Annotated in this window: 15 protein-coding genes; 1 reads left to right on the top strand and 14 read right to left on the bottom strand. The window is 44.1% G+C overall.

Translation table 11 applies throughout. The annotated features are described in order from the left end of the window. Window positions 1–46 precede the first annotated feature (46 nt). From BTU61_RS04435 to BTU61_RS04370, 14 genes are all read right to left on the bottom strand, one after another. Window positions 47–958: a DMT family transporter gene (locus tag BTU61_RS04435; RefSeq protein WP_200772492.1), complete on the bottom strand. Its 912-nt coding sequence runs from the start codon at window positions 956–958 to the stop codon at window positions 47–49. 359 nt (window positions 959–1,317) lie between these two features. Continuing rightward, window positions 1,318–8,727 (bottom strand): SIALI-17 repeat-containing surface protein, encoded by a 7,410-nt coding sequence (locus BTU61_RS04430; protein WP_200772491.1) that lies wholly within the window; start codon window positions 8,725–8,727, stop codon window positions 1,318–1,320. 277 nt (window positions 8,728–9,004) lie between these two features. Further along, entirely contained in the window at window positions 9,005–10,048 is a 1,044-nt protein-coding gene (locus BTU61_RS04425) for a 2,3-butanediol dehydrogenase (protein ID WP_187540162.1), read from the bottom strand. Window positions 10,049–10,184: 136 nt separating this feature from the next. After that, window positions 10,185–10,568, bottom strand: a complete 384-nt coding sequence (locus tag BTU61_RS04420; RefSeq protein ID WP_200772490.1) for a hypothetical protein — start codon at window positions 10,566–10,568, stop codon at window positions 10,185–10,187. A 99-nt stretch (window positions 10,569–10,667) separates the two neighbouring features. Continuing rightward, window positions 10,668–12,110, bottom strand: coding sequence for an Asp-tRNA(Asn)/Glu-tRNA(Gln) amidotransferase subunit GatB (gatB, locus tag BTU61_RS04415; protein ID WP_060933859.1), 1,443 nt, complete (start codon window positions 12,108–12,110; stop codon window positions 10,668–10,670). Beyond that, the gene (gene gatA / locus BTU61_RS04410) at window positions 12,110–13,576 is read right to left on the bottom strand and encodes an Asp-tRNA(Asn)/Glu-tRNA(Gln) amidotransferase subunit GatA (protein WP_200772489.1); all 1,467 of its coding nucleotides are present in this window, start codon (window positions 13,574–13,576) and stop codon (window positions 12,110–12,112) included. Before gatA ends, gatB begins: the two co-directional genes overlap by 1 nt. Continuing rightward, entirely contained in the window at window positions 13,576–13,878 is a 303-nt protein-coding gene (gene gatC / locus BTU61_RS04405; RefSeq protein ID WP_002884769.1) for an Asp-tRNA(Asn)/Glu-tRNA(Gln) amidotransferase subunit GatC, read from the bottom strand. The genes gatA and gatC overlap by 1 nt, the downstream gene beginning before the upstream one ends. 119 nt (window positions 13,879–13,997) lie before the next feature. After that, complete coding sequence (locus tag BTU61_RS04400) at window positions 13,998–15,491, bottom strand: glycosyltransferase (RefSeq protein ID WP_200772488.1); 1,494 nt, start codon at window positions 15,489–15,491, stop codon at window positions 13,998–14,000. After that, window positions 15,472–16,770 (bottom strand): glycosyltransferase family protein, encoded by a 1,299-nt coding sequence (locus tag BTU61_RS04395; protein ID WP_200772487.1) that lies wholly within the window; start codon window positions 16,768–16,770, stop codon window positions 15,472–15,474. Before BTU61_RS04395 ends, BTU61_RS04400 begins: the two co-directional genes overlap by 20 nt. A gap of 22 nt (window positions 16,771–16,792) precedes the next feature. Beyond that, window positions 16,793–17,683, bottom strand: coding sequence for a glycosyltransferase family 2 protein (locus BTU61_RS04390; protein ID WP_200772486.1), 891 nt, complete (start codon window positions 17,681–17,683; stop codon window positions 16,793–16,795). After that, window positions 17,670–18,893, bottom strand: a complete 1,224-nt coding sequence (locus BTU61_RS04385) for a glycosyltransferase (protein ID WP_200772485.1) — start codon at window positions 18,891–18,893, stop codon at window positions 17,670–17,672. Before BTU61_RS04385 ends, BTU61_RS04390 begins: the two co-directional genes overlap by 14 nt. Before the next feature lie 107 nt (window positions 18,894–19,000). Next, window positions 19,001–19,585: a cysteine hydrolase family protein gene (locus tag BTU61_RS04380; protein ID WP_200772484.1), complete on the bottom strand. Its 585-nt coding sequence runs from the start codon at window positions 19,583–19,585 to the stop codon at window positions 19,001–19,003. Beyond that, window positions 19,585–20,373 carry a GTP-sensing pleiotropic transcriptional regulator CodY gene (gene codY / locus BTU61_RS04375; protein WP_200772483.1) on the bottom strand — a complete coding sequence of 263 codons (789 nt, stop codon included), beginning with the start codon at window positions 20,371–20,373 and terminating at the stop codon, window positions 19,585–19,587. Before codY ends, BTU61_RS04380 begins: the two co-directional genes overlap by 1 nt. Before the next feature lie 180 nt (window positions 20,374–20,553). Next, window positions 20,554–21,768, bottom strand: a complete 1,215-nt coding sequence (locus BTU61_RS04370) for a pyridoxal phosphate-dependent aminotransferase (RefSeq protein WP_200772482.1) — start codon at window positions 21,766–21,768, stop codon at window positions 20,554–20,556. A gap of 211 nt (window positions 21,769–21,979) precedes the next feature. On the opposite strand from BTU61_RS04370, the gene BTU61_RS04365 reads away from it, so the two are divergent. Next, window positions 21,980–22,432: a universal stress protein gene (locus BTU61_RS04365; protein WP_187540139.1), complete on the top strand. Its 453-nt coding sequence runs from the start codon at window positions 21,980–21,982 to the stop codon at window positions 22,430–22,432. Window positions 22,433–22,449 lie beyond the last annotated feature (17 nt).

Genomic DNA, 22,449 nt, shown 5'->3' with positions numbered 1-22,449 from the left:
GACTTTTGTCCCAGCCTCTCACTGACTGAAGGTAGCCTGAACTGTTTTACAAGATTCCTTTTTGTTTTTGAAGCAGGAGATCCTTGAGGGAAATGATCAGAACCGCAAGGAGGATCATAGCCATTCCGATAAAATCAAGGGCAAAGAAATGCTCCTTCATAATAGCAAAGGCAAAGAAAACTGCTGAAATTGGTTCAATTGAAGCTAGTAGACTTCCTTTTACCGGTCCGATCAGGCTGGTTCCTTTAAGAAAGACGGTATAGGCAAAGATGGTCCCAATCATCACTAAGCCAACAAGTCCGAATAGATTGCCCAAACCGTACTGGCCCTGTATGATCTGACCAGCTGTAAAAGGTAGCATGACCATTCCTGGCACGACCATTCCACATCCGATAACTAGCATACTACCCCATTTTCGAATCAATGGAATAGGCAGAATGATATACAGCGCATAAGCAACTGCTGATACCAGGCCCCAAAATAAGCCTCTTGGGGTAATCGCTAACTGATCCATCCGGCCGTGGGTCGCTATGAGAAAGGTTCCAGCAATGGCTAACACCATGGATACGAGCTCAGAAATTGTTGGAGCTAAGCGATCCTTGAGGCAGGTATATGCCAGGACAAAGATGGGACAAAGGTACTGCAAGACCGTGGCTGTCCCCGCATTTGTGGCATCGATGGCTTCTAAATAGGTCAACTGCGTCATCAATAATCCCAAAAAGGAAAACAAGCAAAGAGGGAGATAGGTAGACCGATCGCGCAGAAAGGCGGTCATTTTTTTCTTATCCGCTAGATAAGCAAAGATAATGAGTACTGCTCCTGCAAAGACCAAGCGCATGGTGGTCAAGGTTATGGGTGAAAAACCGTGAGACATCAGGTATTGACCGCAAGCTCCCGACAAGCCCCAAGCAATCCCTGCTATCAGGGTCATCACAGTCCCTTTTAATGATGGCGACATAACTTCTCCTAGAATGTTTCTGTCTTTATTGTAACACAAATGAGACCATCCTCACTAGCAGAAATTAGTCTTCTTTTTTCCCTTTCTTGCCCATAGAGAAGCCGAGACTAGCTAATTTTAAAGTTCAAATCACATAGACGATCTTTTTATCGCCTGTTACATAAGATTTTTTTCTCATATCTCTCTTTAAAACGATTGATGCTCCATCAGTATAGCATGCTCAAAAAATTATGCAAGCGTTTTCTTAAATCCCTATACTTTTTTACCATCACAGAAAAAAGGAGAAAAAACAACCTCCATGGTATCTTTTCACCATGGAGGTTATTGCTATGATAGCCTACAAATTTGTAACAGCCGTCTTAGGAAGTTTTATCTTCTTTTCCCTTTTTTAAGAGGAGATAAGCTGCAAAGAGAAGACCAAGACTTTCTAAGAAGAGTGCCGTACTCCTTGTATCTCCTGTTTTTGGAAGGCTTGCTGGATTCGTTTTCACTTCTTTTTCGCCTTGTTCCCAGGATTCAGGAAGTGTTTGATTTGTTGACACCATCTCAGGGCTAGACGCTTGATAGACGATCACATACAGTCCCAGATCTTTGCTTGTGAATTCCAAGCTATCTCCGACAACTTTTACGTTTTGTTCTGTAAGAGTCTGATCAAGGTTCATCGCATACACAGCTTTTAGCTGACCTTTGATAGGTAAGTGTACCAAAAGCGCTCCTTTTGGTGTCACCACATGGTTATCATGGTCCAACAAGGCCAAGTGATAGGCGTCGTAAGGAGTTCCTGCCAAGTCTTGGCGCAGAACCTTTTGAACCTGAAGCTTAAGATTGGCTGCCAAGTCATCTGAGAGCCCAGCTACCCAGACACCTGTAGCCTTATCCGCTAAGACTCGAACGTCTTTTCTTGGTTGATTAGGCTCTGGAGCAACTTCATTCCCTACTGTTCCCAGAGGCCCGGTGTAGGCTGGGAGATCATGAACCACTGCTTTAACAGCATTGACGCCTCCCTTAAACTCTGGCACTTCAAGGATGGGAGCTGCTTGCTCACCCACTGTACCGAAAGGTTCTGTATAGGCTGGAAGATCATGAACCGCTGCTTCGACAGCATTGACGCCTCCCTTAAACTCTGGCACTTCAAGGACTGGAGCAGGCTCTTCACCTTTACTTGAAGTTACAAGAGGTTTCACTCCAATCTCGATGATGCGATTTTGAACTGGTGTCGTTTCTGTATGTACAAGGGTACGTTTGCTTCCTAATACTGCAAAATAGTCGACTTTTTCCCCATTTTTTCCTTCTACAAGCACGCGCCGTTGACCGATAGGAAGCTCAGGATTTTCACGCATCACTTCTTCATAGGCAATCGGAGTCTTTTTAACTTCCAAACTTGGACGATCCACAACCAGACTTTGATCTCCCTCTAGAGGAGTGGATTGGTGATGAGTCTGGAAGTGAAGATGGTATTCTTTCACCAGACTACCATCTTGAGATAGGAGACGAACAAGAGTCGGTAGATCATCCTTCGTGGAAGCAATGACACTTGCAACACCATGGCCAGTGGTTTGAACCGTTACTTGTGGTCTGTCACCATTTACGTCCAATGTATAATCTGTTACTGCCGGATCAAAGTGTTCAAGGGCTTTTCCAGCAACTGAAATAGCAACCGTCGGGGTCACAGTATCTTCTACTTTTCTTGGTGAATAAGCCGTGAATTCTACGACAGCTAGACCATTGGTAGTCGGTTTACGCGTCATACGTGCACGAATCGCAGTCGTTTGAATCGGATCAAAGGTAAAGGTGATCGGTTTACCGGCTACAATTTCTCCAGATGCCTGATAAGGAATGGCTGTCCAATTTTCTGACTTGTTAAACGGATGGGTGCTATCTTCTTCATAACGAGAGATCGTGCTTGGTTCTGAATAAGCAGGGCCAACATATCTTTCTAGAACAAGATTTGCAGGGGCATCTGTGCCACTATCTCTAAAGAATTGAATAGCAACCTCTCCTACAGTTTGTGAAATGATTTGGCCATTTTTCTTAAAGAGAATACCCACAGAAGTTTCTTGATCTTTTGGAGTACGCGACCAGTTGGTCCAACGGCCATCTTCATTCAATTGTCCATCATTGATGTAGAAAATACGGTCATGGGAAGCAGCTTGAGTGTCATTTGTGGTAGAAGCAAAAGCTTTGGAATCACTGGTATTGTTGCTGGTATTTTCAGATAAGACTTGATGGCCCTTGGTAAGGACTGTCACTTGCATCTTGGTGGTCAAATCAGTACCCAAGACATGGCCCAGAACTTCAAAACTTCCTTCTTGTTCTCCTGCATGTGCTGGAAGAGCGTCCCATGATACTGCAAGATTGGCTGTCACCCAACCACTTTGAGCTGGGTAATAGACCTTCATGCTTGCTGGCAAGGTAATCGGATCACCAATATTAACAGCCATGGCACCATTTTCTGTAGCAAGAGGAAGAGCCGTTTCTTTTTCATTATTGCGGAAGATCCGGTATTCCTTCAGAATAGACCCATCTTCTGCCTTCAAAATAAGACGGGTAGCCCCTTTTGGACTGGTTGCTGGAACAATGGTGACTAAGCCATTCTGGCTAGCACTTGCGGTGATGGCCTTCGTCGTTTCAGAGACATAATAATCCGTCACTTCTGGATTGAAATGGTCCAGCTTCTTGCCATCCACCATGATCGAAATTTCTGAATTTGTGGCACTTGGAACCTGATTGCCTAAAATGGTCATTTCTGTCAAGCCAACACCTGCCGTTCCATCAGCCTTCTTCATGCGAATCCGAACAGCATAGGTTTCAACCTTATCAAAGGTCAGATGGTTGGTTTGAGTCGCAGACAACTGACTTGGAGCCTGTAGATTTTCCACGGTTTTCCAATTGGCTGGATTGTTAAACGGATGATGGGGATCCGATTGGGTATGGTTGACATCGTTTGGTAAATCTGGAATTTCTTTGCCAACATAGTATTCAACGGTATAGTCTTTTGGAAGGCCAATCGCTCCATCTGTGTAAAAATCTAGAGAAAGATTATCAACAAAGCGCTTGGTCAAATCCCCAGAATTTCCAAATAAAATAGCTGCCCAATCATTATCTGTATCAGTTTGCCAAGTTGTCCAGCGATTCTTAGCATCTGCATTGGTTCTTGAAATCGTCAAATCATTTAAGGCATTGGCAGCATCGTCTCCACCTGTATTAGATACAATGGCTGCAGGTAGTTGAGAGCCTGTCCATTGTTTTGAGATATTCTTTCCAGCAACAACCTGGCTTGAAACCCGAACATGCGCCTTGGTTGTCAACGTGCTACCCACTATGTGACCCGTGATGTCATGCATTCCTTCAGTTTGGCTGAAGTTGGCTGGGACTGGATCCCATACGACATCTTTATAAAGGATCGTACCGTTTGAATGGTAGGCGCGAACAGTTGCTGGCAATTGAACCGTTTCCCCTTTTGGAAGGGTGAGACTAATGTCTTCAGCCACTTGCAATCCTTCTACCGTAACAGTAGCGAGAGCTTCCAGATCCGTTCCTTCAACATGACCTTTTAGACTAAAGCTGTGATAAGAACTGAGGTTTTTATCATCAATCTTGTCCCAAGTTACCGAAACTTTGCGTGGCAGGCCTTGGTCAAATTCAGCCCCAACTTGTGTCGGTAAATTCGGTTGCTGATGAAGGTCTGTTGAAATGGAGACAGGATGCAATTTGACAATCTTTTTGACTACTGTATTTTCTTTGATCACCATTTGGGTAGCGATGGACTCAGTAGTGTCAGCTTGATGGTCCAAACGAGCTCGTAAGGTCACATGACCTTTGCTATAAAGAAGTAGGTTTTGTCCGCTGACTTCGACACGTCCTCCATCAGAAGATTGGGTCTCCATATGCACATCTGAAGCTGAGAATTCTGTTTGCGAACCATCCTCATAGTGTCCAATGACGCGATATGGTAAGACTTGATCTTCTGTTGCAGCATCTTTGCCCTCTACCAGAACTTCCAATCGTTTCAAAGCTGGAGCTTCCTTGACAAACTGAATCAGGTAGGTTTGGACTAATTCTCCATTCTGAGCACTTAAGAAGATCGAAGCCTGATGATCGTTGCTATCTGAAGCTTGTTGAACAGTGACCTGGTAGCCACTGGCTTGAGCTGCTACAGTTGGAGTGGTCGCCGTATAAGGAAGAGAAAGGCGATAATAGGTCTTCTCAGGTTCAAAGTTTTCAAGCGGACGGTCTCCAACTGTGATTCCCGTTACACTCGGAGTGCTTTCCTTATCACTTGCAGTAAAAGTAGCCGTCACTTCGTGATGATCGCCGACCAACTGACCTGTTGCTTGTGTACTTCCTCCTTCTTTTGTCAAAGCTGAAGGATCTTTCAAGGTCCACGAAACCACCTCTGTGTCGACTAGGTTCCCATCCGTCAAAAGGGCTGTCACACTTTTATCCAATTCTTCTGGTTTTGTCCCAACTGGAACAGTAACCACTTTAGGTAACCACTTGTCTAGAGCGACAACTTTTACAAGGGCTTGAGCTCGAGCCTCTAGACCTTCTACACTTCCTTGGACTTTCTTTTGACCAGCACTCGCCAGTAAGTCTTCTGCTAGATCCCAGTGAACTGACTTTTCTTCTACACTTCCATCGCTATAAATTGCCGTAACTGTAGTTGGCAATACAGGCTTAGTACTGACATCTGTTGTTGCTTGAACAGGCGAGTAAGCGACAAAGTGACGATGGTCTTTTTTACCAGAAACTGTCGTAACGGTAGTACTGTCAGACGCTAGACCAGCAGCATCTGCATAAAGGGTAAACTTACCTTCTTTTTCAGTAGATTTCACAATGACAACTCCTTTTCCATTGAAGGCCCGTCGTTGCCATGTTCCATCTGCTTGCGCCTTATAGCGTTCGCGACTTGCTTGTTCCCCATTGTCTACTCCGACAATTTGCCCTTGGCCATGAAGATTGAAGTAGACCAATTGATTAGCGGTTGGCACCACATTTCCCTCACTATCCACAATTTCATAGTGAATATAAGAGAGATCTTTTCCATCAGCTGTGATCACCTCTTCTTCTTTGGTCAGGCGAACCTTAGCTGGCTCTCCTGCAGTCGTGACATGATCTCGTGCGACCTCATGACCTTCTTCATCCCGCGCTATCGCTGTCAAGGTACCTGGTTGATAAGACACTAACCACTCTAAGTACAACTCACTCGGTTTTGCCCCTTCATGATAAGGGCGACCATCTTCGGTTGTTTTTTTAGTAAATTCCTTTTTACCAAGCGATTGTCCATTTAAGAACAATTCGACACTTGCCGCATTAGAGAAGGTCCGAACCGGAACCTTTCCATCTACCAAAATCTTCCGTTCCCGAAGGGTTTCATCTGTCCAATTCCAATGAGGTAAGATATGAACCGTTGGCTTTTCTTTGTCACTGTACCATTCACTCCGATAAAGATAGAAGTCATTTTTTGGCAAACCAGCTGTATCAATAATACCAAAGAAGGAACTTTTAACTGGTGTGCTGTCTTGGTTGTGCCAAGGAGTTGGCTCACCAATATAGTCAATACCTGTCCAGATAAATTGGCCAGCATAACCAGCATGATCTCGGTCAAATGTCCATGATTCCGTAGCTGTTCGTCCCCATCCTACACGGTCATTTCCATAATCGGATTGTTCATAATGGCGATTTGGACGATTGTCGTGGCTGAGGATATGAGCCGGATCAAAATAGGAATCGCGCGTACGTGTTGCTGAAGATGTTTCAGAACCATAGATCAACCAGTTTGGATGAGCTCTACGAACAGCCTCATAATAACGTTCCCCATAGTTCATTCCTACAGCATCCAGTAGTTCTGACAGTTTCAAGAAATTCCCCGTAGCAGATCGGCTATATTTATTTTCACCCATGGTGACATAGCGTTCCGTATCAATGGCCTTAATGACTGCTTTCAAGCGCTTTAAGGTTTCGATTGAGCGCTGACTACCATTGGCTTCATCTACTTCATTTCCGAGTGACCACATAATGATAGCTGGGTTATTTTTATCTCGTTCTACCATGGTCCTGAGGTCAAAATCCGACCATTTTTCACCCTTCTTTGCTTCAGGATGCGTTGCATCTTGGTCAAAGAATCGACCGTAGTCATAGGTTTTTTTGCCACCATACCAAGTATCAAAAGCTTCTTCTTGGACTAAAAGTCCAAGATTTGCAGCAGCATCCAACAACTGCGGACTAGCCGGATTATGGGTGGTCCGAATCGCATTGACCCCCATATCTTTTAAGAGTTTTAATTTTCGATAGGTCGCCTTGTAGTTTTCCTCTGCCCCTAAGGCACCATTATCATGGTGGATACTCACCCCATGAAATTTCAGTCGTTCACCATTGAGTGAGAAGCCTTCATTGGGCGTCCAATTGAAATAACGATAGCCAAAGGTATCTTCTGTAACATCAACCAGCTGGTCTCCCTTGTAAACCCTGGTTTTCAAGACATAGAGTTGAGGATGGTAACTCTTGGTCGTCCACAAGGTCGGTTGGTTCACCAAGATGGTTTGGCTAAAGGAAGCCGTTTCATGTTCTGCTAAACTCTTTGTAACGGAGCGAATCACTTCAGAAACAGCTTTTCCTTCCTTGGTAAAGATCTGTTGTTCAAGGAATACCTTGGCAAGCTCTTTGCCCGTATTTTGGACCTTACTTTGGATAAGAGTTTCAACAGCTCCATCTTTTTGCTCTGCTAGTTTTGGTGTGGTGATGTGATTGCCATTTTCAGCCACATGCACCTGATCCAGATAGCTCAGTGTGACATCTCGATAGATCCCACTTCCTGAATACCATCGGCTACTTGGTTGTTTATTGGTAACCTGAACGGCAATCGTATTTTCACTACCATCTTTATTTAGAAAATCGGTAATGTTGTATGAAAAATGATTGTAACCACTTGGATAGTTTCCTACGAATTTACCATTGACAAAAACTTTGGAATCCATATAGACCCCATCAAATGTTAGACGTACATCCTTATTCTTGTCTGCTTCATTGACAGTGAAGGTCTTGCGGTACCATGCCGTCCCCCCATTTAATTGTCCACCTTCGTTTCGCGCAGGTGATTGGTGGTCAAAATCAAAATAGATACTCCAATCATGGGGCAGGTTCAACTTAGACCAATCATGAACATCTACCTCTTTCTTAGAAAAATCTCCTGAAGTATTTAGTTTAAAATACCAGTCTTTATTGAAATTTTGCTTTCTTTCCTGTAAGAGCCGATCTTCAGTTTCTTTGTCTCTCGTCAGCTCTGGCTTAGTCGTATTTGGGGTTGCTTCCTTAGCACCCGCTCGGCCTCCTTGCTCATTCTTGTCAGGTATTGCAGCTGTATCCGGCTTTGGCTCAAGAGCCTTATCTAAGGAAGGCTTCGGAGTAGCAACCTCAGCCTTTCCATTTCCAGAATCTGCTGGACTTGTAGGAGTCTCCACCTTAGGTGCAAGCGGGGTTGCATCCGCTGTTTCACTGGATGGTTTTGGATGTTCTGTAGCTTCTTCAGTAGAAGGGGCAGGGCTAGGGGTTTGATCTGCTTTGGAAATAGCTGCTGCAACATCCTCAGGTAATTTGTCTAAGGGCTCAACCTGATGGATGACTTCCTCTTCAGATGTGGGAGCTTCCGTTTCTGCTGCATGCGCTAGTTGAACACCAAATAAACTAGCCCCAATCATGACCGATGCTGCCCCAATCGCAAACTTACGGATACTATAATGACAACGTTTTTCAAACATTTTATGGTTCATAAGAATCCTCTTTTCCTTGATCTTGAGTAAGCGTTTTCTTTTTCATTGACACCTCCTGATAAAACGCCTATATTTTATATCAATGTTGATATATTTAATATATCAAAACTTCAGAAAAATTGCAATGGATTATTTTCTTTTGATTCAAAAAAGAGCAAAACAGAAAGAATGTTTCAACATTCTTTCTGTTCCACTCTTCTATGATGAAGGCTTTTCAACTCATAGCCATTCTAGGATAATCTAGAACAATAGGATGCAATACCTTCTAAAATTCCCATTATTCTGGCTCAACTAAAATCTTGATTTGAGACTTATCTTGTGTCAATTCAATAAAGCCATCTTGGACGATATTTTCCAACTTGATTTTCTTGGTAACCAATTTTTCAGCAGAGAAATATCCTTGTTCCATCAACTCTAATACTTTAGGGAAAATGTGACGGTAAGCAATGATCCCTTTCAGAGATTTTTCTTGGATGGCAAATTCATTCGGATTGATGCTGGCTTCACGTTCCCAGATAGAAACAACCATACATTCACCAGCTTTATGAACTGCTGCCAGGGCTTGGCCTAAAACGACCGGAACACCTGTAACTTCATAAGACACATCGGCACCACCACCTGTCAAACGATGGATAGCATCAACCACTGATTCACCATCTTGCGGATGAACCACAATGGCACCCAGCTCTTCAGCTTTAGCTTGGCGTTCAGGAGACAACTCAACCGCATAAATTTTTGAAGCACCTGCTGCACGGAGAGCTTCCACGATCAAGAGACCAATTGGCCCCAAACCAAAGACAACTGCTGTATCTCCAGCCTTGATAGCAGATTGACGAACCGCATAGACCGCAACCGCTGCCGGTTCTGTAAGAGCTGCTTGTTCATAGCTCAAGCTATCTGGAATCACATGCACAAGATCACCATCAAGCACACAATACTTCGCAAAACCACCATCAGCAGCGAGCCCAACAAAGTTCAAGTTTGGATCAAGGTTGTAATCACCGATCAAGTTATGTTTTGCCAAAATTGGTTCAATCGTTACCCGATCGCCAACTTTCACTCGAGTCACATCACTTCCGACTTCGACAATTTGACCTGAGAATTCATGCCCCAAGGTAACCGGTGCTTTTTGACCAGAATAGACATGTTCTTCAGTTGGAATGAAGATCGGTCCATCCAAATATTCATGCAAGTCCGTTCCACAGATCCCTGTGAACTTAACCGCCACTTTTACTTGGTGCGGAAGTACTTCAGGTACTTCTACTTCTTCGATACGAACGTCTTTTGCTGCATGCCAGCGAGCTGCTTTCATAGTAGCCATGTGAATATCTCCTTTATATTTCCATGATTTGCATTTTCCTTTTCAGGAAACTCAACAAACCCATTGTAAGCCTTTTCACAAACTTTGTCAAGAAGAAACTGAAGATAAAAAAGAGCCGCCCTTCGACTGCTCCTTCTTACTTCTTCTTGATTCGTGAATTCTCTATTCTCCAGCCTACCATCCAACCAAGGACAAGGAGATAATTTTCAAGCGCACCGATCCCATTGACAGGCAGATGATAGTGAAAATAACTGAAAAGATGATTGGTTCCAATTCCAATCCCACCAATGATCAAGGCCAATAATACCGTCCGAAGATAAAACCAATCGTATTTGAGATTGACGGCAATCAAGATCACAAGAACGGCCACATTCCAAATCCCTATCTCCCTCTGCCAACCGACAGAAATACCATATCCCGAATGACTTCCCATATAGGATGGAAAGAATAGTTGGAAGATAATCGCTCCAGACATAGCGATAATGACTAGGATAAATAAAACTCTTAAAAATTTGTTCATGTGACTCCTCCTAATACCTGTTGACATGTAATCGTCTTTCCTATTCTAACACAATTTTATGGATAGTAAAAACCAACCTCTCGGCTGGTTCTTTTTCTATCAATCTTCTTTCAACTTCGCCAATTCTTGAGCAAGTAACTTGAGGGCTACTTGTGGGTTGGCTTGGCCTTTGGTTGCTTTCATAAGGAAACCTGTGAAGGCCTTGTCGGCATTCCGTTTTCCTGACTTGAAGTCGGCTACAGCCGCTTCATTGTCTGCAAAGACTTGGTGGATGATTGGAATCAAAACTTCAGGGTCTGAAATCTGTACCAATCCAGCTTTTTCGACGTATTCACGCGCACCGCCACCGTTTTTCGCCAAATGAACGAAGACTTTCTTGGCAATCTTAGATGAGATGGTGCCATCTTCGATGATGGCAATCATTTCGACCAAGTTTTCTGGTGTCAATTGGATTTCTTCAAGCGTCTTGCCTTCTGCATTCAAGAATTGAGCAACTTCACCTTGGAGCCAGTTAGACACTTGTTTGGCATCTCCACCAAGGGCTACGGCTGCTTCAAAGAAGTCAGAAGTGACTTTCGTCGCTGTCAGTTGGTTGGCATCATAGTCAGACAAGCCAAGCTCCGCCACGTAGCGAGCACGGCGATCTTTTGGAAATTCTGGCAATTCTGTGCGCATTTCCTCAATCCACTCATCTGAGATTTCAAACAAGGGAAGATCTGGTTCTGGGAAGTAACGGTAATCTGCCGCTCCTTCTTTGACCCGCATAAGGATCGTGCTCTTGTGGGCTTCATCGTAACGGCGTGTTTCTTGACGAATGACACCACCTGAGCGCAAGATTTTCGCTTGACGTTGCACTTCGTATTCAAGACCTTTGCGGACGTTTGAGAAGGAGTTCAAGTTTTTCAACTCCGTCTTGGTTCCAAACTCCTCTTGACCGTATGGCCGTAGAGAAATGTTGGCATCGACCCGCATCGATCCTTCTTCCATCTTGACATCAGAAATGCCTGTGTATTGGATGACTTCTTTCAAAGCTGTCAAATAGGCGTAAGCTTCTTCAGGAGAACGCATGTCTGCTTCAGATACGATCTCAATCAATGGCACCCCTTGACGGTTGAGGTCTACATAAGAGAAACCGTCTGTTCCGTGGGTGTTCTTACCAGCATCTTCTTCCAAGTGGGCCCGTTCAATCCCGATTTTCTTAGTTGAGCCGTCTTCTAGTTGCACTTCAATCCACCCATTGTAACCGATAGGCTCATCAAATTGCGAAATTTGGTAGGCCTTTGGATTATCAGGGTAGAAGTAGTTCTTACGGTCAAAGTGCATGTGCTGATGGATATCCATATTCAAGGCCAAAGCAGCTTTAATACCAGCATCCACAACACCCTTGTTCAAGACAGGAAGGACTCCTGGGAAGGACCAGTCAATCACATTGGTATTGGCATTTTGCTCGTTCCCAAAGTGAGCAGAGGTTGGTGAGAAAATTTTTGAATTTGTATTCAATTCAACGTGGACTTCAAGTCCGATGACTGTTTCAAAGTTCATTAATTGTCACCTCCGAAAATAAGGGGTTGTTGCTTATGGTAATCTGTCGTTGCTTCAAAGGCAGCTGCAGCTTGGTAGATAGTCTCTTCAGAATACTTCGGACCGATCAACTGCAAACCAACTGGAAGACCTTGCGCAAAACCTGCAGGAATCGAAATTCCTGGAAGACCTGCCAAGTTAACTGGAATGGTCAACAAGTCCGCCAAGTACATGGCAACCGGATCATGGTTAAGCGAATCCAAATCAAAGGCCACGCTTGGAGCTGTAGGACCAAGGATGAGGTCGTAATCCGCAAAGACTTTTTCGAAGTCTCGAATGATGAGGGTACGAACCTGACCAGCCTTCTTGTAGTAGGCATCGTAGTAACCAGATGACAAACTAAAGGTACCCAGCATGATCCGGCGTTTGACTTCATCACCAAAGCCTTGGCTACGAGTGTTCACATAGATGTCATCCAAGTTCTTGGCATCTTCCTCACGGAAACCATAGCGAATGCCATCGAAACGTTGCAAGTTTGAAGAGGCTTCTGAAGAAGCAATGATGTAGTAAACAGCAACCCCATATTTAGAATGAGGAAGGCTGACTTCTTCGACAGTTGCTCCCAATTTTTCAAAATGTTTGGCCGCATTAAGAATCGTTTCTTTAACTTCAGGGTCAATTCCTTCCCCAAGGTATTCTTTCGGAAGGGCAATCTTCATGCCTTTAATGTCTTGACCAATCTTAGAAGTAAAGTCTGCTACGCGCACTGGCGCAGAAGTTGAATCCTTGGCATCTTCACTGGCAATGACATTAAGCAATTGGGCATTTTCCTTAACGGTTTGTGAGAAGGTCCCAATCTGGTCAAGTGAGCTACCAAAAGCAATGAGACCGAAACGAGAAACTGTTCCGTAGGTTGGCTTAAGACCAACAATCCCGTTAAAGGCTGCTGGTTGGCGAATAGAACCACCTGTATCCGAACCAAGAGACAAGCGGACTTGCCCTGATGCTACAGAAACTGCAGAACCACTGGATGATCCACCAGGAACCTTGCTGTGGTCCCAAGCATTTTTGGCTGGTCCATAGTAAGACGTTTCACCAGATCCACCCATAGCAAATTCGTCCATGTTGGTCTTCCCGATGACAATCATATCTTTGGCTTTCGCATTGGCAACCGCTGTTGCATCAAAGATGGGCTTGTAGTTATAGAGCATTTTTGAAGCTGCAGTCGTCAAGATACCATCGGTAGAGATGTTATCTTTGACAGCAAGTGGAATCCCTGACATGAGGTTATCTGCATCGATCCCTTTTTCATCAATGACCTTGGCTTGTGCAAGGGCAGCTTCTTCAGCCACCGTCACAAAGGCATTGACGGCTTCTTCACGCGCCTTGATATCATCAAGCGTTGCTTGGGTCAATTCGGTTGCTGAAATTTCCTTAGAAACAAGGAGGTCGTGCAACTCTTCAATGGTTTTATGGTTGAATGACATTAGGCATCTCCTCCATCTTCTAGGATAGCTGGTACCTTGATGTAGTAATTATCTTTTTCAGGTACATTTTTAAACAAACGGTCACGGTCAGTGCCTTTTTCAGCTACATCCGGACGCAATACAGTCTTGCGGTCAGCCATGGTCGTTGTTGGGGCCACACCGGTTGTATCCACTTCTTCCAACAATTCCACCATGTCGACAATCTTCGACAAGGTTGTCGCAAATTCAGCGGTCTCTTCTGGAGAGAATTTTAATTTTGAAAGATTGGCAACGTGGGTTACCTCTTCTTGCGTAATTTTCATCTTGCTTCCTTTCGTGAAATGATGGTTTTTCAATACCCTCTATTTTACCATATTTTAGCCTAATTTGCTTGAGATAGAAAAAATCTGTAGGACTTTTTTGTCGCTACAGATTCTACTGTTTAGATTTCTTTTTCATCCAGTTGCCCCATGTCCTTGAGAGCCTGCTTCCAAACTTCCTGGACCTTGGATGTGAGGTAGCAAGAAGCTAGTTCATACGAAGCTTGATGGAAAGGAGTGACATTCCCTTGGAAAAGCTCTACAAGCCTATTTGCAAGCTCCTTGACTAAGTCTGCTTCTGGGATCTTTTCACTATAATCCACTAAAAAGCCGTTCTTCCCATCTTTAATAAAGGTCGGATTCCCATAGCGAGCATCAAAGCCGAGCAAGGCCAACCCTGCTCCAGCCGCCTCCATCAGGGTCAAACCGAAGGTCTCCCACTGAGAAGTGGTGAGATAAGCCTGGTAGCGAGGGTATATCTGCTGAAGATCCGCATGACCGCGTAGGTAAATATAATCTTGTGCTCCAAGCTCTTGAATCAGGTTCTGCAAGTTGTCCTCTTCTCCACCTTTCCCATAGATATCAAACCGAAGATCCGGCAAGGTTAGATGAGCTGTTGCGACGACACGAATGGCCAAATCCAGACGCTTTCTTGGATCAAGACGCGATGCTGTCATTAGACTAAAAGGGCGCCTTCCTTCTAGTGAACCTGTCAGCTTCTCTAGATGACCCACTGGAATGGTGTAGATGGGAATTCCATGACAATCTTGCTTGGCAAGCGTCTGCTGTAACACTTCTTTTTGCGCCTCTGTCGCAGTGATGAAGGCATCAAAGCGTTGGGCATACTTGAATACATAATAATATTCGTAGTTGAGTTGGCCATTTTCAAATTCGTGTTCCGAATGAAAGACCATAGCCAACTTAGCAGAAGACCTTTGCTCCAACAAGGGACGAGCAAATTCCATTCTTGAAGCTCGATCCACTAGGATTAAATCTTCCTTTTTTAGTGAAAGTTTCGAGAGAAATCGTCGCATCACCTCCGTTTGGCTTGTCAAGATTTCCGGCCCCATTTTAGAGAGCCAATGTCCACCTTGTCTCGCTTCTTCAAAGGCGATCCGCCCATTCTGATCATGATAGGTCCGTCTAATCACACTTCCGTATTGAAAATATTCCGTCACCAGTTTACAAGCACCATAATACTCTCGCTTGATGATCGTGGTCCCCAACAGATAATCCACATAGCGCACGCAGTCTGGGTGGTAGGGATCTAGATGAAAGACCAAGACATTATTGTCTGCCAACTGATAGCAAATTTTTTCTTCTGATTGTTCGATGATATCTAGGCGAGTCAACTGCAAGGCCATTTGCAAGGCCCCAACTGTCTGTTGAGGGACCGTCTTTTCTTGATCCGTAAAAGCTAGCTGGGCATAAAGCAATTCCTCGTCTCGGTGTCCCAAAGAAAGGTAATAAGCTAATTTTTCAGGGCTTGGCCAAGTGGTAAAAACAAAGGTCGATTGCACTCCTAAATCACGAAGTAGCTTAGCTCTTGAGGCTTGCGCCACATCAACCCCATTGGGCTCATAACCCACCAATAAATTAAAGGTATAGATGCTCATGGCTGCCTCCCTCTAAACACTCAAATCGTTTTCGTAGCTCTTCTTTTTTGGGAAGCTGCAAGATGTGGGCTTGCTCTTTCAAGCGTTCTTGGAAACTCTCTGGATGAGCTAGGATTTCTCCAAGTTGCACCTCCATCTCCTCTACAGTCTCCGTGACAGTGGTCAATTCTTTGTAGACTTCCTGATGCACCGTGTCCTGTAGGCCAAGTAACAGTTGCCCATTTTCAAGAGCACGTATGCTACTGCTGAGCACTTCTTTTCCCTGATTGCAATCCAGATAAAGCGAACAACTTGCCAGTAACTCTTCGTATTGATCCATTGAAATGCCCGGGTATAGCCGAACATTGGAGCAAGGAGCAAGCTCTGTTAATTTAGGTCCCATAGTTGTCAAGGCTGAAATGTGAAAGGTCACTTGTGGAAATTGATCAACCAAGTTGGATAAGCCTTTCACTTCTTGCGAAGCTGTCATGATCAGAGCTTGAGGATGAAAGCTGACTCCTTCAAGGTCCACAAATCCTGAGAGCTCCATCAAGCCTTCTTTTTTCTCTGGCAAGAGAGTCTCATCCAAAACCATCAGTTGGCCGACATGCTCTGTAAGCTCAGCTAGATCGAGTGACCAATTCCCACAATAGGCCAATCGTTCTTTATCTATCCGTTCTACAAAAGAAAGCAGATCCTTATCCATCAAAAGAACGCCTTTTGCCTCAGGCAGAAGGTGATCTAAAACAGCTCTTAAAAGCTCCTCTTTGTTGGCATGCACTCGATCACGTCCCTTAGCGGTTTGATGCAAAAAGGTCCCTTCTGAGACAAAGTGGAGGAGGACTTCTTCTTGTTTTTGATTGAGATAAATCTCCAGATAAGCTTGACCTCTTTCATCCAACAAACTTTGCTTACTACGCCAGCCATAGCGATTATAAAAATCAATAGTTGCGATCTCTTCTCCCTGACCAAACCACTCAACTCTTCCAACGGTCCGAGACAAGACATCTTTCCGAAAAATCACATTTGCCCGACGTTCTGTTCCATCAAAAATATAGGTCGTGATTCCCAATGTCCACGGCTCCCAATATTCAGGAACCTCCAAATCATTGAAAAATAAGGGCTCTCCTATTTTCGATGATGGATCTTGCTGGGTAAAGAAAGTTGCCAGGCTTTCCTTTTCCTTCTCCAGATCGGTTTCCAGATTGGTCAATAGCACCCGGTAGGGTTGATTGAGTTGGTGTAGAAGTTTTTCCAAACGAGCCAGCTCCAGGGTCTCTTCTTTTGCAATGATGAGCATAGTGCTCCTTTCCGTTGCCATCCTATTCCTTTATATTTTCAATCAGACTGAGGTTCATCCGCACACGCGCATAGGTTTCCGTTTCCTGAAGACCCGCTTCCTCTAATTTTTCAAGGGCCCGCTTCAAACGTGTTTTATAGATATAACGGTGCCAGGTCAAATCATAGCCCAACATCCCAAGGAGAGCTAATTTTTCCTGTTTGGCTTCCATCTCATCGATCACCCGCTTTTCTGTCCAAACTTGTGAGAGGGTATCTTTACGACCCACTCGATACCAATAAATGCACTTCTCTGTATGAACCACCCGATCAGCCTTTAACAACAACTTGTACATGAGGAAGTTGTCTTCCACATTTTTTCCAACTGGAAAGCGTAAGCCCTCAAATAAGCTGCGCTTATAAAGCTTCATCATCGCACAGGCCCAGGCCATATCTCTGGTTTCTTGGATAGCATCCTGATCCATAATGGCTCGTCCCTCATAAAGGGTCTCGGAATAATCCGCTTCCGTCACCTTGATCAAGTACTTGCTACTACTGTCATCGTAAAGGTTGTAGTTAGCTGTTGAAACATCCGCATGGTAGTCTTTGAGTTTTTGATAGAGGACTTCTACATAATCCTCTGTCACCCAGTCATCCGGGTCGATAAAGGTGATGTAGTCTCCTGTAGCCAACTCAATTCCTGTATTTCGAGCCGCTGATAGGCCACCGTTTTCCTGACGGACATAGCGAATGCGTGTATCTCGTTTGAAAAATTCCTTACAGATCTCTTCGGAGTGATCTGGCGAACCATCATTGACCAAAATAATTTCCAAATGCGGGTAGGTCTGGTGGGTAACCGTCTCCAAACACTGCCTCAGATACGCTTCTACCTTATAAATGGGAATGATGATACTCACTACTTCATTTGCTTGCATGATTCTTCTCGCTTCTCTTTAAATAATCGCGAATGGCTGCCACCATTTGGGCCACTTGATCATCCGCAAAGACGATATTTTCCCCTGTCTTCACATGATTCGTCCCTTCAAAAGAAAAAATAGGGAGGCCTTTCTGACTGATTTTTTCCGTGATCTGATCCACTTCGCCATAAGGATTGATATCCAGATAAAAGTCCAATTTCCCCAAGACCTTTCGACTGGTCAACGGATCAAATGAGGGGTAAAGAAAGAGGTTGGGGTAACGTTCTAATTGTACCAAGTTAAAGCCAAAATGGCTATGAGCAAGGACATGAAAGGCGACATTCGGCAACTCTTTTAACAGAGTCTCCAGCTCATGGATATCTGCGGTATTCGTGTAGATAGCAGCATGATAAGGATATGTTCCCACCAAATCTTCAAAATCTTGCTTGAGAATTGGTTTTCGAAGCAAAACTTCCTCCCAAGAAAGAGCATAATAAAACCACCAGAGTTCGCGGAAACGATTGAACCGTTTAGAGGTCCATGGCTTATTGTGGGAGGTATAGTGGACAACCGCCGGAACTCCTTGAAAGGCGTCGTACCAAGCTAAGTCTCCATAGATATACTGATCCTTATCCGATCCCACTTGGAGATTATAGGTCCAGGGCAAGGGGCACCAGGCATCTTTGAAATAAAGATTCAAGATTCCTTGATCCCCGTAAACTTCCTGATGGTGGTCCTTGGTCAGAGCAAATAGAGCTTCTGTGACCTGATGCTCCTGCCACCAATCTCGATCGATCAGCAAGAGACCAGCATTAAATCCCGCTGTCGTCGTTGGTTTGTCAACAACAGCCCCAAGTCCCAATCCTTGTAGATCTACGTCAAACAAGGGAGACAAATCCTGTGTAAAGATCATGTCGCAATCCAAGTAGAGGACCCGCTTTTCTTCCACCACATCTGGAATACAATAGCGGAAATAGGTTGAATAGTGGATATGGCTACTTGGAAGCGAGAAGGATTGAAATTGCTCCGCCGACATCCGACAATTGATGATTTCTGAATCCAACACTTGCAAGCGCTGATTCATGATGGCAAACCACTCTGTCGGTAAATCTTCATTCAACACATAAATCTTCCATTGACCCTGATGCGCACACAGGGATTTTATAGCAATTTCCAACTTCTCCATATAAGATAGATTGGCCGAAAAGACAACAGCTTTTTTAGTCATAACTCCCCCTTGTTTTCTTTCATTAGAATACCATTTTCAAGAGTGGAAAACAATTCCTAAGCACAAAAAAGAGGCCTGGACAGCTTGCCACAAACCTCTATTTTAACTTAACCTTCATTTTGATCTAATGGAGCGAGTTGATCGTCCACCAAGCTGGCTCCTAAGACATGCTTGAAATGATTCAAGGCGAACTGGTGATTTTCAGGAGTGAGCGAGGCTACTGCCGGTGCAACCACTTGGATCTGATAGCCAAGATTATAGGCATCAACCGCTGTGTGAAGAACACAGATATCCGTTAATACACCCGTCAAGATCACTGTATCTACATGGCGTTCCCGCAAGCGGATATCCAAGTCCGTCCCAGAAAAAGCCGAATAATGCCGCTTGTCCATCCAAAAGACGCGTGGATCCGCTTTGTGCTCCCGATAAAAATCTGCTAAAGGGCCGTACAAATCACGACCACTCGTCCCAATGATATTATGAGGTGGGAAAAGCTTACTTTCAGGATGGAATGGATCGTTAACATCATGCCCATCAATGGCAAAAAAGACATAGGCTCCTTGGTCAAAGGCCAACTGGGTCACCTGTGCAATGGTCTCAGAAATGGCTTGGGCAGGTGACCCTGCTGTCAACTTGCCATCATCTGCTACAAAATCAACGGTATAATCAATGGAAATCAACGCTTTCATCATTAGTATTCTCTTTTCTTAATTTCCTCAAACACATCTGGTATCAACACTTTTAAATAGGTTCCCTTCATTCCTAGAGAACGGCTTTCAATAATACCAGCTGACTCTAATTTACGAAGGGCATTGACAATCACCGAGCGGGTAATTCCGATCCGGTCTGCAATGACAGAGGCTGTCAATTGGCCTTCGTTGCCATTCAACTCATTCAAAATAGCAGAGACGGCCCGTAATTCTGAGTAGGACAAGGTATTGACAGCCATATTGACAGCTGTCCGGCGACGAATGTTCTTCTCATCTTCCTCGCGTTGGAAGTTCAACATTTGAATGCCCACCACGGTGCTCGCAATCTCAACCAAGATCAAATCATCATCCGCAAACGGTTTATCATTGCGCCAAATGATCAAGGAACCCAACCGAATCCCAGAAACATGAATCGGCGCAATGGTGGTCAAGCCATCAGGAAATTCAGACTTGGTTTCGACCGGAAATATACTCAAATCATGGTCCACATCTAAATTGGCTTCTGTATCATAGACCAAACTAGCTGCCTTGGCATAATCTTCTGGTAGCTTTTTGTTTTGGAAGAAAGCTTCCACCCGGTCGTTATTGGTCTTGTAACGCATGAAATAACCAAGAAGGGTCCCCTTGCTGTTAATGATACAAGCATTACAATGGATGATATCTGCCAATTGCTGAGCAATATCATTGTAAGGCATCTCAGCCTGTAACTGTTCATCTGTCCGTTTCAGGATAGAGGTGATTTTACGTGTCTTTTCTAATAATTTAGCCATAATAAACCTCGCATATAGTCGACTAAAGTATATCATATAAGTGAGGGAATTTCAATCAAATTATCTGAAAATTATTTATTTTTTCTACAATTGTGCACAATTTAAAGAGACTACTAAAAAAGGAGGGAAACCAAACAGAATTTGAAGACAATTCCTTCGGTTTTCCACCTTTATTTCTTCTTAGCGTTTGTATTGTTTCAAGAAACGGGTCATTTTTTCTTGAATTTGAGCCAATTCGTCCACCCGTGGGAGGTAAACAATCCGGAAGTGATCTGGATCTTTCCAGTTAAATCCACGTCCATGAACCAAGAGGATCTTCTCTTGTTTCAAGAAATTCAAGACAAATTGCTCGTCATCATCCACTCGGTACATGTCTCGGTCAATCTTAGGGAAGATATAGAGACCAGCTTTTGGCTTAACCGCTGAGAGACCTGGGATATCATTGATAGCCTTGTAGATAAAGTTGCGTTGTTCGTAGATTCGACCACCTGGAAGCAAGAGTTCATCCACCGATTGGTAGCCACCAAGAGAGGTTTGCACGACCTGTTGGGATAGAACATTCGAGCACAAACGCATATTGGACAACATATTGAGTCCTTCAATGTAGCCCTTCACGTGTTTCTTTGGACCAGACAGAACCATCCAACCAACACGGAAACCAGCAATTCGGTGAGATTTTGACAAGCCATTCATGCTGACACAAAAGAGATCAGGGGCCAGACTTGCAATAGCTGTGTGTTTTTCCCCATCCATGACCAGACGGTCGTAGATTTCATCCGCAAAAATGATCAGGTTGTTTTGACGAGCAATTTCCACAATCTCAAGCAGGATCTCTTCTGGATAGAGCGCTCCTGTTGGATTATTTGGATTGATAACGACGATGGCTTTGGTATTTGAGGTGATCTTGGATTTGATGTCTTCAATATCTGGATACCAATCTGCTTCTTCATCACAAAGGTAATGCACCGCATTCCCACCAGCTAGACTGACAGCTGCTGTCCAAAGAGGGTAATCCGGCATGGGAACTAAGACCTCATCGCCATTGTCCAGCAAGCCTTGCATGGACATGACGATCAGCTCACTCACCCCGTTTCCAAGGTAAATATCATCGATATCCACATTTGGAATTTTCTTCAACTGGCAGTACTGCATGATGGCCTTGCGGGCTGAAAAAATCCCTTTTGAATCCGAGTAACCTTCACTATCACGCGCATTCATGATTAAATCATGGATGACTTCATCGGGTGCTGTAAAGCCAAATTCAGCAGGATTTCCTGTATTCAGACGGAGGATTTTTTCGCCATTTGCCCGCATACGCATGGCTTCTTCTAAAACTGGGCCACGAATATCATAAGCCACATGTTCCAACTTACTTGATTTATTGTATTCTTTCATACTATGCCTCGATTCACGAAATTATTTCTATTATACCACTAGTTCAGGGAGAGTACAATCTGAGACCTTCAAAACTTTCGGAAAAAATAGAGAAGAAAAAGCACGACTTTACCTTTACATTCCAGTATAAAAGAGATACAATACAATTATAAAAAGGATGGATCCTTCTGGTATCTTGTCCCTGTTTTCAAGCTAAAAAGGAGGTAGAGACATGTCTCAAACATACGAAAACATTATGGTCGCAATTGACGGTTCGCATGAAGCCGAGTTGGCCTTTGAAAAGGGGGTCAATGTTTCTCTTCGCAATGGCTCCAAATTGACCATTGCTCATGTGATTGACACACGTGCACTACAAAGCGTCTCAACCTTTGATGCCGAAGTCTACGAAGCCTTGCAAAAAGAAGCCACAGAGCTCCTTCAAGGGTACAAAGAACGCGCTCTAAATGTTGGGGTTAAAAATGTAGTCACTGTGGTAGAGATGGGAAATCCAAAAGTGCTCCTGGCAAATGATATCCCAAGTAAAGAAGGAATTGACCTGATTATGGTTGGAGCTACTGGACTCAATGCCTTTGAACGCCTCATGGTCGGATCCTCCTCAGAATATATCCTTCGCCACGCCAAGGTTGACTTACTAGTGGTACGTGACAAAGACAAAACCATGTAACTAAAAAGAGAGTGGGA

The organism is Streptococcus lactarius (assembly GCF_016642265.1).
Lineage (GTDB): Bacteria > Bacillota > Bacilli > Lactobacillales > Streptococcaceae > Streptococcus > Streptococcus lactarius.
Note: the sequence above shows the minus strand (reverse complement) of the source record. Positions and strands in the feature narration are given on the sequence as shown.